Origin of the sequence: Cognaticolwellia mytili (assembly GCF_002104475.1) — a bacterium.
Lineage (GTDB): Bacteria > Pseudomonadota > Gammaproteobacteria > Enterobacterales > Alteromonadaceae > Cognaticolwellia > Cognaticolwellia mytili.
The window spans coordinates 125,066-142,285 of record NZ_NBOF01000001.1 but is presented as its reverse complement, the minus strand read 5'-3'; the positions used below and the strand labels follow the sequence as shown (position 1 = coordinate 142,285).

Here is a 17,220-nt window from a genome sequence, read left to right as displayed (position 1 = left end):
TGTTAATGATCTTAAATAAAAAACAAATCCAATATTTAAAAGGCCTAGCACATAGCCTTAAACCCGTTGTATTACTTGGTAACAACGGCCTTACAGAAGCGGTAGTTGCAGAAATCGATTTCGCTTTAAATCATCACGAATTAATCAAAGTTAAAATTCCAACCGATGATCGTGAAACTAAAGCACTTATTGTTGAGGCTATTTGTCGTGAAACGAAGTCAACAAAAGTGCAAGTGATTGGTAAAACACTTGTTGTTTTCCGTCAAAGCGAAGAAAAGAAAATTCGTGTGCCGAAAATTTAATCATTTTCTAAAATTGATTAAGTTTTATTTTAAAAAGGGCTACTGCCCTTTTTTTGTATCTAAAATATTATCAAAAATAGCAAAGCTCCTACATTAGAAAAAACTAATATACATTATTTTTACCTTGGCATAGAATGTTATATCAATTTCATTAAGTTTGTGTTCTTGTTTTGCGTAGAAAAAATAAATCAAGGCAAGGCGCTCGATTAAGCAATAGCTAGCTATTGTGATTGAGAGCAACGCAGCCTAGAATTATTTTAACCAGCAAAAGTGGGCACTAGTTTAATGATATTAATATTATATAAATGATGAAAAGGTTTTGAAATGATTTTGTCTATACCAGAATTAGTTGCCCAAGCGAAAGCGTCTGTTGAGTGTATTAACGCTGAGCAAGCCTATAAAAACAAAAATGCAATTTTTATTGACGTGCGTGAACCTGCGGAATTTACAAACTCACCGGTTGAAAACTCAATTCAAATACCACGTGGTGTACTAGAAATGAATATTACTAAACATTGTCCCAACGCTGATATGGAGATTTATTTGCATTGTGCTTCTGGTGGTCGCGCAACATTAGCAGCAGAGCAACTTCAACGTATTGGCTACACAAACGTTAAGGCCATTAGCTGCAAACATGATGATGTATGTCAGGCACAAAAAAACCAGTAACATTAAAAAATACTGGTTTCAGCTTAATTTAGCACTGTCACACAAACAGTGCTTATTGGTATAGTTAAATATGCTCTACCGAAACAATCTCATACTCAACAATGCCACCTGGCGTAGTAATCTCAATTTCAGTATCCACTTCTTTACCGATTAAACCACGAGCAATAGGTGAATTTAAGGATATACGACCAGTTTTAAAGTCAGCTTCATCATCACCGACTATTTTGTAAGTTACTTCAACTTCAGTATCAATATTTAATAAGGTTACTGTGGTGCCGAAGATAACTTTGCCATTGTTTGGTATTTTCGTTACATCAATAACTTGTGCATTACATAAGCGACCTTCAATATCTTGAATACGACCTTCACAGAAACCTTGCTCTTCTTTTGCAGCATGATATTCAGCATTTTCTTTTAAGTCACCATGTTCACGGGCATCAGCAATGTCTTTAACAATGCGTGGACGCTTTTCGGTTTTTAAAAATTTCAGTTCTTCTTTTAATTGTTCAGCACCAAGAAGTGTCATTGGGTATTTTGTCATTTTACTCTTCTTTCTATAACAAGAAAGGCGGCTTACCTATTTCTATTAATAGAAGGTAACCACCTTTATAAAATAATTCGCCAATAAATAATTTTCTTACTTAAGTAAATAGCGAGTTTGTTATGAATACAGCTTTAACAAACTCATCGCTTAAGTAACTTATTTACAACGTTTATGTAACTCTTGAATTGACGTTACAATGTTACGGTCATCGGCAGCATGTGACTGACAAGCAGCAAATGCAGCATTCAATGTTGTAGTATATGCGACTTTGTAACGTAAAGCACCACCACGTAACACTTTAGAATCTTCAATAGCTTTGCGACCTTCTGTGGTGTTAATAATGTAGTTGTATTCGCCATTTTTAATTCTATCTAGAATATGTGGACGACCTTCGTGAACTTTATTTACTAGACGGCACGGTATATTCGCTTCACCTAGAATGATCGCGGTGCCATGTGTAGCATCAAGTTCATAACCTAAGGCAACCATTTGTTTCGCTAATTCAACTACACGACCTTTATCACTATGACGAACAGAAACCAATGCTCGGCCATCTTTGGGTACAGATACACCAGCGCCTAAATTAGCTTTTGCATACGCTTCTTCAAACGTATCGCCTACCCCCATAACTTCACCCGTTGAACGCATTTCTGGGCCAACAAGAGGATCACTCCCGTGGAACTTGTTAAATGGAATAACCACTTCTTTAACAGAGAAGTACGGAGGAATAACTTCTCTGGTAATACCCTGCTCTTTCAAAGTTTTACCCGCCATAACGCGAGCGCCGACTTTCGCTAAAGGCACAGCCGTTGCTTTTGAAACAAATGGAATAGTACGTGCCGCACGTGGATTTACTTCGATTAAGTAAACTTTACCGTCTTTAACGGCCATTTGCGTATTCATTAGGCCTACAACGTCTAATTCAAAGGCTAAGTCAGTTACTTGCTTGCGCATAACATCTTGCACTTCTTGGCTTAAGCTATAAGCCGGTAATGAACATGCTGAGTCACCGGAGTGAACACCTGCTTGTTCAATATGTTGCATTATGCCGCCAACAACCACATCAGTACCATCACATACCACATCAATATCAACTTCAATGGCATCATCTAAGAAATGGTCAAGTAGTACTGGTGAATCGTTAGAAACACTTACAGCTTCGGTCATGTAACGACGTAAATCATCTAAGTCGTAAACGATTTCCATTGCACGACCACCTAAAACATAAGATGGACGAACCACTAATGGAAAGCCAATGGCTTCAGCTTTTGCCATGGCTTCATCAAGCGATGTTACCGTAGCGTTTTCAGGTTGTAATAAACCTAAGCGGTCAACCGCTTGTTGGAAACGTTCTCTGTCTTCTGCACGATCAATCGCATCTGGTGAAGTACCAATAATAGGTACGCCTGCAGCTTCTAAAGCACGCGCTAATTTAAGTGGTGTTTGACCGCCGTATTGTACAATAACGCCTTTTGGCTTCTCGATACGAACAATTTCAAGCACATCTTCAAAAGTGATTGACTCAAAATATAAACGATCAGAGGTATCGTAATCGGTTGAAACCGTTTCAGGGTTACAGTTAACCATGATAGTTTCATAGCCGTCTTCACGAAGTGCTAATGCAGCATGCACACAACAATAATCAAACTCAATACCTTGGCCGATACGGTTAGGACCGCCACCTAAGATCATGATTTTGTCATTATCAGTTGGATTTGCTTCACATTCTTCATCGTACGTTGAGTACATGTATGCTGTATCTGAACTAAACTCTGCCGCACAAGTATCAACACGTTTGTATACTGGGAAAATATCAGCATTATGACGTTTCTTACGTACTTCAGCTTCTGCAACACCAATAAGTGCCGCCAAACGAGAATCAGCAAAACCTTTACGTTTTAGTTTACGTAAGTATTCAGGAGTTAGAACTTTCAAACCGCCTTCTGCTACTTTCGCTTCTTCTAAAATAATGTCTTCGATTTGCACCAAGAACCAACGGTCAATTTTGGTTAAACGGAAAATATCATCAACACTCAACCCCAAACGGAAAGCATCGGCTACATACCAAATACGGTCAGCACCAGCTTCTTGAAGCTCATGCATAATTTTAGTTTTAGCGCCAGGTTGGGTAACATCAACCATAGAGTCAAAACCATTTACACCCACTTCTAAGCCGCGTAGCGCTTTTTGTAGTGATTCTTGTTGGTTACGACCAATAGACATCACTTCACCAACAGATTTCATTTGGGTTGTCAGTCGATCTTCTGAACCGGCAAATTTTTCGAAGTTAAAACGTGGGATTTTAGTCACAACGTAATCGATAGTCGGTTCAAATGATGCTGGTGTAGCACCGCCGGTAATATCGTTAGTTAATTCATCAAGCGTGTAACCTACCGCAAGTTTCGCTGCAATTTTAGCAATTGGGAAACCTGTTGCTTTTGAAGCAAGTGCTGACGAGCGAGATACACGTGGGTTCATCTCGATAATAACCATACGACCAGTATCTGGACAAATACCAAATTGCACGTTTGAACCACCGGTTTCAACGCCAATTTCACGTAATACCGCAATCGATGCGTTACGCATGATTTGGTACTCTTTATCGGTTAGCGTTTGTGCTGGAGCAACGGTAATTGAGTCACCGGTATGAATACCCATAGGGTCAAAGTTTTCAATCGAACAAATAATGATACAGTTATCATTTTTGTCGCGAACCACTTCCATTTCATATTCTTTCCAACCAATTAATGATTCATCAATCAATAATTCTGAGGTTGGAGAAAGATCTAAGCCACGAGTACAAATTTCGTCGAATTCTTCACGGTTATAAGCAATACCGCCACCCGTGCCACCCATAGTAAATGATGGACGAATAATACAAGGGAAACCTAAGTTTTTACTTGCTTCGTGGGCTTCTGCAATAGTATGTACAATCTCAGCACGTGGCGTATCTAAGCCAATCGCTTTCATTGCTTTGTCGAAACGACTACGGTCTTCCGCTTTATCAATAGCGTCAGCGGTAGCGCCAATCATTTCAACATTAAATTCTTTTAATACGCCTTTAGCTTCGAGTTCAAGCGCACAATTTAATGCCGTTTGACCACCCATAGTCGGCAATACTGCACAAGGACGTTCTTTTTCAATAATTTTACGAACAACTTCCCAGTGAATAGGTTCGATGTAAGTCGCATCGGCCATTTCAGGATCTGTCATGATGGTTGCAGGATTAGAGTTAACTAATACTACTCGGTAACCTTCTTCGCGTAGTGCTTTACATGCTTGTGCGCCTGAGTAATCAAACTCACATGCTTGACCAATAACAATTGGGCCCGCGCCTAAGATCAAGATAGTTTTTAAATCAGTACGTTTTGCCATTTTATAATCTCTCTTCTCTTGTCTAGGGTCTACGCTTTTTTAGCAGCAACGATTAGGTCAATGAAATGGTCGAACAACGGCGCTGCATCGGCAGGACCAGGGCTCGCTTCAGGGTGACCTTGAAAACTAAATGCTGGCTTGTCCGTACGATGAATACCTTGGATTGAACCATCAAATAATGATGTATGTGTCACAGCCAAGTTTTCAGGTAAGTTGTTTTCATCGACAGCAAAGCCATGGTTTTGTGCAGTGATCATCACAACGTTACGTTCGAAGTCTTTCACTGGATGGTTACCACCGTGGTGACCAAATTTCATTTTGATGGTTTTAGCGCCACTGGCTAAACCAAGCAATTGATGGCCTAAACAAATACCAAATACAGGGATATCTGTTGTTAAGAATTTTTTGATTGCCGTAATAGCATAATCACAAGGCTCAGGGTCACCAGGACCATTTGATAAGAAAATGCCGTCAGGATTCAATGCTAATACATCTTCGGCAGAAGTTTGTGCAGGCACTACGGTAAGTTTACAACCGCGGTCAACTAACATACGTAGAATATTGCGTTTAGCACCGAAATCGTAAGCAACTACATGAAACTTAGAGTTTTCTGGAGTGATGTGCCCTTTTCCAAGCTCCCAGCTGCCTTCTGTCCACTGATATGCTTCTTCAGTAGAAACAACTTTTGCTAAGTCCATACCTTTAAGGCCAGGGAAGTCTTTCGCTTGCGCTAAAGCCGTTGCTTCTTCTAGGTTGTCGCCAGCAAGTATACAGCCGTTTTGCGCACCTTTTTCACGTAAAATACGGGTTAATTTACGTGTATCAATATCAGCAATACCTAAAATATTTTTAGCTTTTAGGTAGTCGCTTAAACTTTGTTCATTTCGAAAATTACTCGCTAATAGCGGTAAATCACGAATAACTAAACCTTTAGCCCAAATAGTGCTAGATTCTTCATCTTCGCTATTGGTACCTGTGTTACCTATATGTGGATACGTTAGGGTAACAATTTGCTCTGCATACGAGGGATCGGTCAGAATTTCTTGGTAACCCGTCATTGAAGTATTGAATACTACCTCACCAACAGCCGCCCCTTCTGCACCGATAGCGGTGCCCTTAAATACAGTGCCGTCTTCAAGCACTAAAATAGCAGATTTAGTCAATTTAACCTCCGTTAAGAAGAAAGAATACTAATGATGAAACAACTAATAACTTCACCATTAATTACAAAAGCGTTACGCACAAAAAATGCCAAAAACTAAAATCAGTTCATCATGAACAGTAAATTTTTGACAAAATCCACTCATTTTACGCTTGGAAGTTTCTTTCGTCTAGTAAAAAATGTAAAAACCCATCGTTTTTGACGAAATCACTACAAAGACGCCAAAAACCATACTTATCTATACAAAATAACCGAAAATACTAACCATTTAGTCAAGTTTTCGTTAACTAGATAGCTTGATTAATCTTTCAAGCCTAAAACATCTTGCATGTCGTAATAACCTGCAGGCGCTCCACTTAACCAAAATGCTGCTCGCATAGCACCAAGTGCAAAAGTCATTCTTGAACTGGCTTTATGTGTCAATTCTAGTCGTTCACCGATATCAGCAAAGTAAGCCGTATGTTCACCAACAATATCGCCTGCACGCACAGTTGCAAAACCAATAGTGCTTGAATCTCTTTCACCAGTGATCCCTTCTCGGCCATAAACGGCTACTTTATTTAAGTCTCTGCCTAAAGTATCAGCAATAACTTGCCCCATTTTCACGGCAGTACCAGAAGGAGCATCTTTTTTAAATCTGTGATGCGCTTCAAAAATTTCTATATCAGTATAGTCGCCTATAGCTTTAGCGGTAATTTCGAGCAGTTTAAACAGTAAATTTACCCCGACACTGGTATTTGGCGCTAACACTAGCGGAATATGTTCGCCAGCCGCTTTAATAGTTTCTACTTGTTGGTCTGAAAAACCGGTTGTACCAATAACTAACGCTTTATTATGTTGCTTGCACCATTGTATGTGCTCAAGCGTGGCTTCAATTGAAGTGAAGTCAATTAACACGTCTGCAGCCAGTAACGTCTGATAGTCAGTTGTGGTTTTGTTGCCAATTGCGCCAATACCTGCTATTTCACCAAGATCAAAGTTTTCAAATGATGAGCCTTTACGAACACTGCCGCCAACGAGTTCTATTGATTTATGCTCGATAGCCGCTTGTATTAAATTGCGGCCCATACGTCCACTACATCCTAAAATAGCTACTTTCACTTTCATGACTACTTCTTCCTACTTACTAGTTTTATAAAGATATATTAAAAGGGGTATTTAACTGAACCGACTGACTTAGCTCTTGTGAGACAACATTGAAAATCTTCCATTGCCCATCGTTAAATGCAATATGGTAAAAAGCTGAAAAGTCGGTAAAAACCTCATCGTTCGGGCCAATAAACTGCCAATCAACACAGGCTAATAGCAGATTTTCGCTTAACTCACTAAAACTCGCCTTCAACGCGACAAACTGCGTTATATCAGCATGGCTAAGTACGGTAAATATATCTAAAAACTCTCGCTCAAATGCACTATCATCTTCAATAAGTACTACTTTATCTGGCGTGTGCAAAGTACACGGTAGTTGATAGCATTGCTGCGTCTGCACCATATTTTGCTGATGAAACGCTTTTAGATAACGTTGAAATAATTGTTCGAGTTCTTGCTGTATAGAATTCATATGAGCTAACTTTGCTAATATTTGGTGAGTAGTTAGATAATCTCGTGCATCGTCATTCTTTCACATCCATGTGATCATGACATACCGTACATCCTGTACATAAAAAAGCCCTCAATTGAGGGCTTTTAAAAAATAGCTTAATTAGCTAACGATGGTTAATAACTCAACCTCGAAAACCAAAGTTGCATATGGAGGAATGGCACCTTGAGAGCCACGTTCGCCGTACGCTAAGTTGTATGGTACGTATAAACGCCATTTTGAACCTTCAGTCATTAACTGTAATGCTTCAGTCCAACCAGCGATAACGCCACCAACTGGGAATTCAGCAGGTTGACCACGATCAACAGAGCTATCAAAAATATCGCCGTTGATGAAAGTACCGTGGTAATGCGTACGTACAGTGCTAGCAGCTGTTGGCTTTTCGCCTTCGCCTGTTGCTAGTACTTCATATTGTAAACCAGACTCGGTTGTAGTTACTTCATCACGCTTAGCATTTTCTACTAAGAAAGCTTCGCCTTCAGCAGATTTTTCTTTCGCTTCAGCTTGTTCTAGTTCTTGCATCTTCTGAGATACAATACCAAAAGCTTCATTTAAGTCTTCATCTGATACTTGGCTAGCTGCGTTAGCAATCGCATCAGCTAAACCTGCTTGAACAGCAGATACATCAAATTCTTTAAAAGGGTTGTTACGTAATTGGTCACCTAATTGACGACCTACACCGTAGCTTACGCGTTGTTCGATAGTTTCGATTTTATTTTCAGACATTATTTAATCTTCACATTAATTGATACGATAAAAATTCGCGAAATAATAGCATAAAGTTAAATCACTCTGTAGTGCTTGCACGAGTAATTTTGTTATTTATTATAATTTTTTTGCTTTTGCTTATGCTCAATTTAATGATGACGACGAGCTTACTTAATTCACTGCTATTTACTCATGCTAGCAATTAACTTTTGATAACATTGTGTTAACACAGGTGCCGATAAATTAAGTGCCGTTACTTGTGCCATCGGATACGCAACCAAAATATCAAATTCCGATTGTTGCCCGGCGGCAATATCACGCTGCATTGATGTTTCACTGGTTTCAGGTAAACGAGAAAGAAAGGTTAAAGTTTCTTTAATATGCTTATTATTAAGGTTCACGCCCATTTTACGGGCAATATCAGCATACTCATTAATAATACGTTCAAGTAAAAATTCAATATGGCTTTGCGTGCGCATTTCCCCTAAGTTAAGTTTTCGGGCTGACGCTAATGCACCCCATGCAGCAACAAAAATAAACTTTCGCCATAATGCCAGTTCAATATCGCTGGTGACCCCCACGCTAATACCAGCTAGTTTTAAGCACTTAGCAATATTGCTAAGTCGCCCTGTGTCAGCAGTTTTCGCCATCAATACTAACTCTTTGCTCTCATGTGCCAGATTTTTATGAGTAAAAGCACCTAAAGTGATATGAGGTTTTGCGCCAGTATGCTTTATTACGCCTTCAGTCGTTTTCTCAGCAATAATTTTAGCTAAACCGCCAAAAATGTTTTCAGGTCTAACCCCCTGCTCTTGTATTACGTCAGCAGCATTAACACCATTCAATAACGGAATAACACGAGTATTCTCATGTATTAATGGTTTAATCTGAGCAATGGCAGACAACAATTGGTACGACTTAACACAAAGAAAAATAACATCAGCAGGCGTTACTAAACTTTCAACAGTTAAGTTTTCAGCATCAAGAACATTAACTTTATCTAGCGTTACATCGCCATCAATACTATTAATGGTTAACCCTGATGCTTGCATCGATTGAAATTGCTTTCCTCGTGCTACAAAAGTGACGTTTTCACCATACTGTGCTAAACGCCCACCAAAATACCCACCAACGGCACCACAACCGACAATAACAAAATGCATTTCACTTCCTTTACTATTGAATTTATTCTTACTCATTAAATTACCTGAAGTTTACCACGCTAAAGCTAAAATGGTCAGGCAGTTAAGCTGAAAACAACGGTAAGATTCAATTTATTTGAAAAGGTGACCTAAGATAAATAGTTTTAATTTGGCGTGTATGACTGGCTATGCTTTTTAAGATTGCTAATTACTTAATGAGTCCACTTCTTAGATAGTTACTAACGCTTGATAACCATTTGTGATTGGCAAGGATCACCTAGCCTAATGTTCGCGTTAATACAGAATCGGACGTTAGTTCTTATTTATCGTAATCACGCTAATAAGCTGATCATTTTTCACGGTCAAAATGAAGTAGAGAAAATTACTTTTCCTCGCTACAAAATAATTAACGTAACCGGTATTATTTAAAGACAACTATTATCAAAGCACTTCCATGAACCTTATATTCTCCTCAATAAAAATCGTATGCCAGAACGCCAAGTTTTAGCAACAGATAATGATGTACTAGTGGAAGTTTTAATGAGAATTTCTAGTATTTATGCGAGTATCTCAAAAAAGGTCAAACGTTCTCAAAATACAAAAGCTGAGATATTATAAACTTTTAAAGAAGAATACCAACGAGTTGCCTAGTTGGTATTCCATAATAAAAATAACTGATAATGATTAATATGACCAAACCATACTATTGAACGTTGAGAGTTCTAATTGCACTAAAGCTCCATGGGTTAACACACCATATACGATATCTGGATTTTTAGGATCAATCATCATCCCCCCCATATTAATACTGTTTCCATTGCCAAGCGAACCATTCATATTTACACTTCTGCGAACACCATAACGAGATTTTAAAATGGGGTCGTCCATATCTTTTACATCGGATTTAATAGGTTCCCGCGTGCCAACGCCTAACTCAACTATGGCATGAGCACCCGCATCATTACCGGTTGCCATGACAAAGCCACGCCCATCTCTTTCCATATAAACCATTCTTGTATAACCTATGCCACTGTAAGTTCCATTTTCAAATGTCTCTAATGCGCGAAAGCCATCTTCAAGAGCGAATGAATACATATCGCCTTTTGATACACCCAAAATCATAGGCCCATTTTCTGGGTCATCATGATAGAGCATACCTTTCACCGGGAACTGAATAAACTTACCCTTGCCAATCTTTGTATACGCCGGTGCCTTTTTTTGCTTTCCTCCTGGATTATGCCCTTTGGCATTACCCCAAACAGAGATAGGTGTGCACGTTTTAGCATCTGCGCTAATTCTTAAAATGGCATCACCTGCACGTACATCATGCATAGAGAGGTAAAATTCATCTTTTGGCCCCATAGCAAAAGCCAATGCCATTATTTCTACACTGCTTTGCTTTGGATACTTGCCATTAGGTCGGTAACATTGGCCATACTTTTCATCTGCTGTAGGGGAAAACTTTTTGTTTTTTGCTTTCCAAACCAATGAACGAACGCCTGTGTCTGGATTAATTTTAATAATTTCTGGACGCTTACTTGTAGACTCACCCGACCCACCCGCTAAAAGATAAATCATACCATCACTGCCCCACTTCATAATGGACGCGCCAGTAAGCGGTTGCTTGTCATGTTTTTTTTGTATTCCATCTGACAAATAGCCAGAACCATACTCTTTCATACCACGACGCTTATCAGGATAAAGCCCAGATACCACTCGTCTGTCTTTAGTGTCTATGTTCCATGCAACAATAGTTGCTGTTTTCTGATAGTTTGGATTAGTCCATCTAACCACTGAGAAAAACTCTCGAGTTTCCGGACGAAATATTCCTCCAGTCCATCTAGTGGCGCCTTTTTGTTTTCTCCACGCATCAAATTTTGGTCCCTTACCATATTTAACCGGCCATCTAGTTTTCATTTGTTTATTTGGATTAGCGCAGTTAACAATACCTTCTTCAGGATCAGTATTTTTATCAGAAGGATTTAAATACTTATGACCAGTCCCTGTTACACGACAACGACAATCAACTTCAAGATTTGTTTGAAAAAGCACGTGCTCCGTGTATGCACCACAAGCATAATTGTAATAAGGACTTTCTTCGTTAGTCGTTGAACGAATACATTGCGCCTTACCATTGTCTAACCTTGCATCTTGCCGACAACTTGAACCAAAGTCACATTGTTCGATTGGCGTTGCAGGATCTGACTTAAGCGCGACAAAGCTATTATTATAAAGTGTGGTACCGCCTAAAGGCCCTGGATAAACACAGCGTGTAGGCTCTGATTTTGGAGAAGAGTTGGCAACAACATTGTTAACAAAAAGAGCTAGAATGGTGACTAAAATAGCACCTAAAAAATTCCTTTTTTTGAATTCATTCATTTAAAATCCTTTTTTATTTTTTTAATTTCAATCTGCAGTTAATTCACACATCGCAATAGTATAGAGCACCTCTATCTCATAACAATATCACATACTTCTTTTATTCATACATATAACTGTTCAAATAACAGACATTTGTGCGGGTGTTAAAAGTAACTAAGGAAGTTATCGTGGTTAAATTTAAATGCTAATTTTTAATGGCTCTAGGATATCCATCCTATAGTGTCAACGATTATGAATGTCTTTGCTGGTTAGTGGGCAGTCATATCAACCATCAAATAACAGGCAAAGAAATAAACCACTTATTATTGTAAATTACTAAAATATAAATAGAATATATGACGCCATGGTAGGGAGAAACAACTTTTAAGGCTTTCAGCACATAAAATTGTTCTGCTAATTTATATTTATCTGGAACAGGCATAGTCATTCCATTTGAAACTTACCATAAATGTCCGTATTTTTTACACCATATACTAATAAAAAGAGAATGCTCTGGTATATTTTTTTATTCTTTTGTATTAAAAGGATTAATGTTTTTTGGCATGATTTCTGCTGAATGGAAATCGTTGATTTTTGGTACATAAAACAACAACCTAATATTAAGGATAATAAAATGATAATTAAGGATAATAAAATGATAAAAGCCATCTTAAACTTTCGAGCAGCAATTTTGAGCTTATTGCTAACACTTCCTCTAGCAGCCAATGCCACATTCATAGCAACAACGGGTGATGGACTAGGGGTATTTGCCTCTTCCACAAGTGATATTATTGCCACATATAAAGGAAACTCCGCCAGTTATAGTAATAATTTATATTTAGTTGATGGAGTTAGCCCAGGTATTGATTTGTTTATTTTCAACAATCATACGAGTTCAATAGGGGATACATTAAATCTTGGCTCCTTCACAATTGGCATGGAGCTTATTTTTCGATTAGAGGTAACTAATACGGGTCAGAACTATTTCACAGGGGCAGCTAGCCGCAATCCTGATGCATCTATCCATGCACGAGTTCAAGCATCTGGGTTACCTTCACCGGAATTTCAAACAAACGAGGTTCTAGTTAGCTTCGAAGATTTATATAATGGACCGTTTATATACAATGACCTTGGATTCTCTTTTACTAATACATCAAGCGGCCATTCTAATGAAGTACCAGAGCCAACAACTCTGGCCATATTAGCATTGGGAATGATTGGCTTAGCATCACGTAGGTTTAAGAAACAATATTAATATAGTTTTTTAATATTCGATTCTAGAAAACATCAATTGTAATGATTGGTGTTTTTTTGTTTCTGGGGTTTGGTAATAATTAATTTTATATTGTGGTGCGCCTGGAACAGGTATTTGTGTTACCTACAATTTCAACTAATGTCTTAGAGCTGCACCCAACAACAATTATTTAGTAAAGGCATCGATTTTATTAGAAAAGCGGGCATACGTTTTATTTGAAGTGAGTGTCATGTCAAAATATCCACCAACAACTCCACAAGCAACAATAACAAAATACACTCCACTCCCTTTACATTTTGAATTGCTTTTTACTGTCTACATTATGCTGAATGTTTACCATGCTAAATAATCAGAAACTTGAAACTGAAAAATAGCTAACAGGTTAAATTTTAATTAATGAAACATCGCATTGCGCATGATTTGCTACAGCATTCGCCGTAGAGCCAATCAAGGCATTAAGACCTTTTTTTGAATGCGTGCCTAGCACAATCAAATCTGCACTCTTGCTTTCTGCAAGGTCACAAATTTGCTCGTACGCTTTGCCAAACTTTATGGTCACATTTTTCAATGGTATATCTAAAGCTGCCGCTTTTGCTTCAATTGCCGGTTGAGCATTTTCTTTTAGCTCTTTCTGATAGTCACTAGGAAGCAGTGTATAAGAGATTATATGGGTAACAAACAGCTTAGCATTACATAATTGAGCAAGCTGATATGCTTTAGCCAGAACTTGGTCTCCTTCATCACTATTTTCTATTGCACAAATTATAGTTTTATACATTTGATATCCTTAAGTTTTACTATTGATATAAAGAGTAACTAATCTCAGCTAGAGATAAACCCAAACGGTTCATTATTTTTCAATCTCTATTACAACGTTTTCAATCTATTTATTTGCAATAGCGACTATTTAAACTTATCAGACAGGTGACAAAATTCAACCTAATAAATTGACGTATATCAACGAACAAAGGAGTTTTTAATCTAACATTTAGGCTCAAGGTAGCGCTCAAGTTGGAAGTTTGAAATACAACGTTATGTGGGTGTTTAGAAGTAATGACAATAATGATATGTTTGAGCCCGCTAAGGCATTATATTTTAAAGTGATGATACACCAAACAGTGTTCGATATATCATCACCAAATTAGTTGAGTCTGCAGTTAAAGGAATAACCTAGTAAGCAATCACAATAGCCTCTTCAACCATTTGAACCAATTCTCGATAACCAAAGCGCGTTAGTGGTTTGCCGTTGACAAAAAATTGTGGCGTTGCACGTACTTCAAGCGTTTTAGCATCGACAACATCTTGTGCAATAATATTCATGACTTTCTCACTCATCATATCCGCTTGTAGCTGTTGCTGATTTAACGGCAAAGTCGATAATAATTGTAATGCTAGCTCAGGCTGCGCGGTATGATGGCGTGTCCAACCTTGCTGATTAGCAAATAACAGTTGTATTGCAGGCCAAAACTTTCCTTGCAAATGAGCAGCTTCAAGCATAGCAACAACTTTGTCCGCACCTTTGTGAAATGGTGTGTAACGCATTTCAACTTTTACTTTTCCTGGATAATTTTTAATGATGTCATTAATTAACGGATAAAATTGTGCACAAGTTTCACAAGCGGGATCAAAAAACTCAACAATAGTGACCTTAGCATCAACAGCACCTTTGCTTGGCGACCCCATTCGACTTACGGCATTAACGTTATTATCAGCCAGCTCATTTCCTTTCGTTTCTTGTTGTGTTTGAAACAACGATGTCGCAGCAATAAAAGCCAGTAAAAGTACAACGGCTGTGCTAATAAATAGTATTTTTTTATTCAAGGTAACCTCGGTTAGATTTAGTGTTTGCAAAAAACAGTAGTATGCCGATAACGGCGAAAGTTAATAAAGACATCATTGGCATATTAAGCCAACCAAAAATATTTAAATGGGTTTCCGAACACGGAATATCAGCAACACAAGGTTGTGCACTTTCAGGGATAGCGCCGGCAACAAGTAGCACATGAAATAGTGCTACGAAGCCGCCAAACAATGTTAGTACGCCTGCATATCGAATTATTTTATCGTCAAATGGAAACAATGCGACAGGCAGCATTAACACCAATGGATACATGGCAATACGTTGATACCAACATAAAACACATACCGGTAATTTAACGACCTCACTAAAAAATAGGCTCGCAAGCGTCGCGATTGTTGCAATTAACCAACAACCGAAGACTAAAAGCCAAGCCGATGAAACACTAGTACCAGTGTCGGTGTTTTTCATAGTACCTCAATTTACGTAACGTCAATTCATATAACTTCAATGTCAAAGTGGTCACCCATTATAATATAGCTACCGTTGTTATTAAAACGCTCGTCACTCAAATATTAATAGGCATCAATAAACTTCGGTTTAAACTGAATATTATTTACTCAGGATTTATCAAGTTAAGCATTACTTATGAAAATTCAACACGTTTAGATGCTTTATGCTCTAAAAGTGCAATTAATAACTCTAGGATATTTAGGATTTAATACATATAACAGTTGTTGCAGGCGATAAAAGAGTCAGGCCACCTTCAACATAAACTTCTAGACGTCTAGATTGACAAAGTTTAATAACACCATATAATGCATTCCTTCATAGACATTCCACAAAAAATCGTTATTGTTAAATTCGATTAAAAATAATAATAACTAATAAGATCTTATTCATGACAACTGAACTATCTGACAAGCTCTCTGCTAATCCACCGTTGAAAAGTAACATTAAACCCAGCTTAAAAAGCCTACTGCCTTTCGGGGTTTTCCTCGGTTTATTTCTCGGCACAGGCATTGTATTAACCCTACAAGGTGTCGAGTTTGCCTTTTATCAACTCCCTGCCAGCATCGCCATTATTCCAGCGATATTGTTGGCAATTGCCATGGGACGAGATACCGTTAATGAAAAAATCAGCCAGTTTATTCAAGGTGCTGGCCATCAAAACATTATTACCATGTGTATTATTTACCTGTTAGCAGGCGCCTTCGCTACGGTAGCAAAAGCCACAGGTAGTGTTGATGCTAGCGTGCAACTTGGCTTGTCGATATTTCCTGACTACTTGTTATTACCAGGGCTGTTCTTAGTTGCTGCTTTTCTTGCCACTGCTATGGGTACTTCAATGGGTACCATCGCTGCAATTGCGCCCATTGCGTTAGGCTTTGTCGAGTCATCTGATATCAGTGCCAGTGTTATTGCCGGTTGCATTATTTCAGGCGCTATTTTTGGCGATAACTTATCCATTATTTCTGATACCACTATCGCGTCTACTCGAAGTCAAGGCGCACATATGAAAGATAAGTTTAGGGTTAACTTCAAGTTTGCCGTGCCAGCAGCAATAATTTGTTTAATTATATTCGCAGCGAATGGTGTCACCTTAGATCATCAAGCGAGCCAAGATCTCGATATTATTGGCTTCTTGCCTTATATCGTTATATTAGCGTTAGCACTTAGCGGTATGAATGTATTCATGGTGTTGATTATTGGCATCGTTCTAGCGGCCGCTATTGGTATGTTAAATAATGGTTATCACTTGGCAAGTTGGGTAAGTGACATCAACAAAGGCTTTGCAGGCATGCAAGACATCTTTATTTTGTCATTATTTATTGGTGGTTTAAGTGAGTTAATTAAACGCCAAGGTGGCTTAAGTGCACTAACAGCCAGTATTGAGCGGTTAACACATAAAATTAGTCCCAATAATAAAAAGCGCGCTGCCGGTATTGGTATTGCGTCGTTAGCCTTTAGCTGTAACTTCTTTACCGCTAACAACACGGTTTCTATTATTGTTACCGGTGAAACAGCAAAGGACTTAGCACAAGATGGAGAGTTAAGCCCAGCCCATTCAGCCAGCTTATTAGATATTTTTGCCTGTATAAACCAAGGTTTATTACCTTACGGCGCTCAGGCATTATTGCTCGGTGCAACCTTAAAAATATCGCCTTTAGAAGTTGTTGCCAATGCTTATTACCCGATGATTTTATTGGTCGTTGCTAGCTTCGCTTTTTGGCGTATAACCAAGAAGTAGCATGGTATTTTTAAACAAAAAACGGCGAGTTAATTCACCGTTTTTTATTTTAG

15 protein-coding genes are annotated in these 17,220 nt (G+C 38.4%); 4 read left to right on the top strand and 11 right to left on the bottom strand.

Annotation, left to right across the window (positions count from 1 at the left end; all coding sequences use genetic code 11):
- Nucleotides 1-5: 5 nt before the first annotated feature.
- Nucleotides 6-302: a ribosome assembly RNA-binding protein YhbY gene (gene yhbY / locus B7C41_RS00520; protein WP_085296814.1), complete on the top strand. Its 297-nt coding sequence runs from the start codon at nucleotides 6-8 to the stop codon at nucleotides 300-302.
- A 324-nt stretch (nucleotides 303-626) separates the two neighbouring features.
- The gene (locus B7C41_RS00515; RefSeq protein ID WP_085296813.1) at nucleotides 627-971 is read left to right on the top strand and encodes a rhodanese-like domain-containing protein; all 345 of its coding nucleotides are present in this window, start codon (nucleotides 627-629) and stop codon (nucleotides 969-971) included.
- A 64-nt stretch (nucleotides 972-1,035) separates the two neighbouring features.
- Here B7C41_RS00515 and greA read toward each other — a convergent pair whose 3' ends face one another.
- The 8 genes from greA to B7C41_RS00475 all read right to left on the bottom strand — a co-directional run bounded on the left by greA (nucleotide 1,036) and on the right by B7C41_RS00475 (nucleotide 11,881).
- Nucleotides 1,036-1,512 carry a transcription elongation factor GreA gene (gene greA, locus B7C41_RS00510; RefSeq protein WP_085296812.1) on the bottom strand — a complete coding sequence of 159 codons (477 nt, stop codon included), beginning with the start codon at nucleotides 1,510-1,512 and terminating at the stop codon, nucleotides 1,036-1,038.
- Between the two features lie 159 nt (nucleotides 1,513-1,671).
- Complete coding sequence (gene carB, locus B7C41_RS00505) at nucleotides 1,672-4,890, bottom strand: carbamoyl-phosphate synthase large subunit (RefSeq protein ID WP_085296811.1); 3,219 nt, start codon at nucleotides 4,888-4,890, stop codon at nucleotides 1,672-1,674.
- A gap of 29 nt (nucleotides 4,891-4,919) precedes the next feature.
- The gene (gene carA / locus B7C41_RS00500; RefSeq protein ID WP_085296810.1) at nucleotides 4,920-6,053 is read right to left on the bottom strand and encodes a glutamine-hydrolyzing carbamoyl-phosphate synthase small subunit; all 1,134 of its coding nucleotides are present in this window, start codon (nucleotides 6,051-6,053) and stop codon (nucleotides 4,920-4,922) included.
- 299 nt (nucleotides 6,054-6,352) lie between these two features.
- Entirely contained in the window at nucleotides 6,353-7,159 is an 807-nt protein-coding gene (dapB, locus tag B7C41_RS00495; RefSeq protein WP_085296809.1) for a 4-hydroxy-tetrahydrodipicolinate reductase, read from the bottom strand.
- A gap of 25 nt (nucleotides 7,160-7,184) precedes the next feature.
- Nucleotides 7,185-7,613 (bottom strand): hypothetical protein, encoded by a 429-nt coding sequence (locus B7C41_RS00490; protein WP_085296808.1) that lies wholly within the window; start codon nucleotides 7,611-7,613, stop codon nucleotides 7,185-7,187.
- Nucleotides 7,614-7,754: 141 nt separating this feature from the next.
- Entirely contained in the window at nucleotides 7,755-8,378 is a 624-nt protein-coding gene (locus tag B7C41_RS00485; protein ID WP_085296807.1) for an FKBP-type peptidyl-prolyl cis-trans isomerase, read from the bottom strand.
- Between the two features lie 164 nt (nucleotides 8,379-8,542).
- Nucleotides 8,543-9,559, bottom strand: coding sequence for a ketopantoate reductase family protein (locus B7C41_RS00480; RefSeq protein ID WP_085296806.1), 1,017 nt, complete (start codon nucleotides 9,557-9,559; stop codon nucleotides 8,543-8,545).
- Nucleotides 9,560-10,186: 627 nt separating this feature from the next.
- Nucleotides 10,187-11,881, bottom strand: a complete 1,695-nt coding sequence (locus tag B7C41_RS00475; RefSeq protein ID WP_085296805.1) for a hypothetical protein — start codon at nucleotides 11,879-11,881, stop codon at nucleotides 10,187-10,189.
- Between the two features lie 559 nt (nucleotides 11,882-12,440).
- On the opposite strand from B7C41_RS00475, the gene B7C41_RS20360 reads away from it, so the two are divergent.
- Nucleotides 12,441-13,118 (top strand): PEP-CTERM sorting domain-containing protein, encoded by a 678-nt coding sequence (locus B7C41_RS20360; RefSeq protein ID WP_235839566.1) that lies wholly within the window; start codon nucleotides 12,441-12,443, stop codon nucleotides 13,116-13,118.
- Between the two features lie 382 nt (nucleotides 13,119-13,500).
- Here the strand turns inward: B7C41_RS20360 and B7C41_RS00465 are convergent, their stop codons facing one another.
- The 3 genes from B7C41_RS00465 to B7C41_RS00455 form a co-directional block, all read right to left on the bottom strand.
- Entirely contained in the window at nucleotides 13,501-13,896 is a 396-nt protein-coding gene (locus B7C41_RS00465; RefSeq protein ID WP_085296804.1) for a universal stress protein, read from the bottom strand.
- 392 nt (nucleotides 13,897-14,288) lie between these two features.
- Nucleotides 14,289-14,939 (bottom strand): DsbA family protein, encoded by a 651-nt coding sequence (locus tag B7C41_RS00460; RefSeq protein ID WP_085296803.1) that lies wholly within the window; start codon nucleotides 14,937-14,939, stop codon nucleotides 14,289-14,291.
- Nucleotides 14,932-15,387, bottom strand: coding sequence for a disulfide bond formation protein B (locus tag B7C41_RS00455; protein WP_085296802.1), 456 nt, complete (start codon nucleotides 15,385-15,387; stop codon nucleotides 14,932-14,934). The genes B7C41_RS00460 and B7C41_RS00455 overlap by 8 nt, the downstream gene beginning before the upstream one ends.
- Nucleotides 15,388-15,817: 430 nt before the next feature.
- Here B7C41_RS00455 and B7C41_RS00450 point away from each other — a divergent pair, with 430 nt between their 5' ends.
- Complete coding sequence (locus B7C41_RS00450) at nucleotides 15,818-17,167, top strand: Na+/H+ antiporter NhaC family protein (RefSeq protein WP_085296801.1); 1,350 nt, start codon at nucleotides 15,818-15,820, stop codon at nucleotides 17,165-17,167.
- The last annotated feature ends 53 nt before the right edge of the window (nucleotides 17,168-17,220 follow it).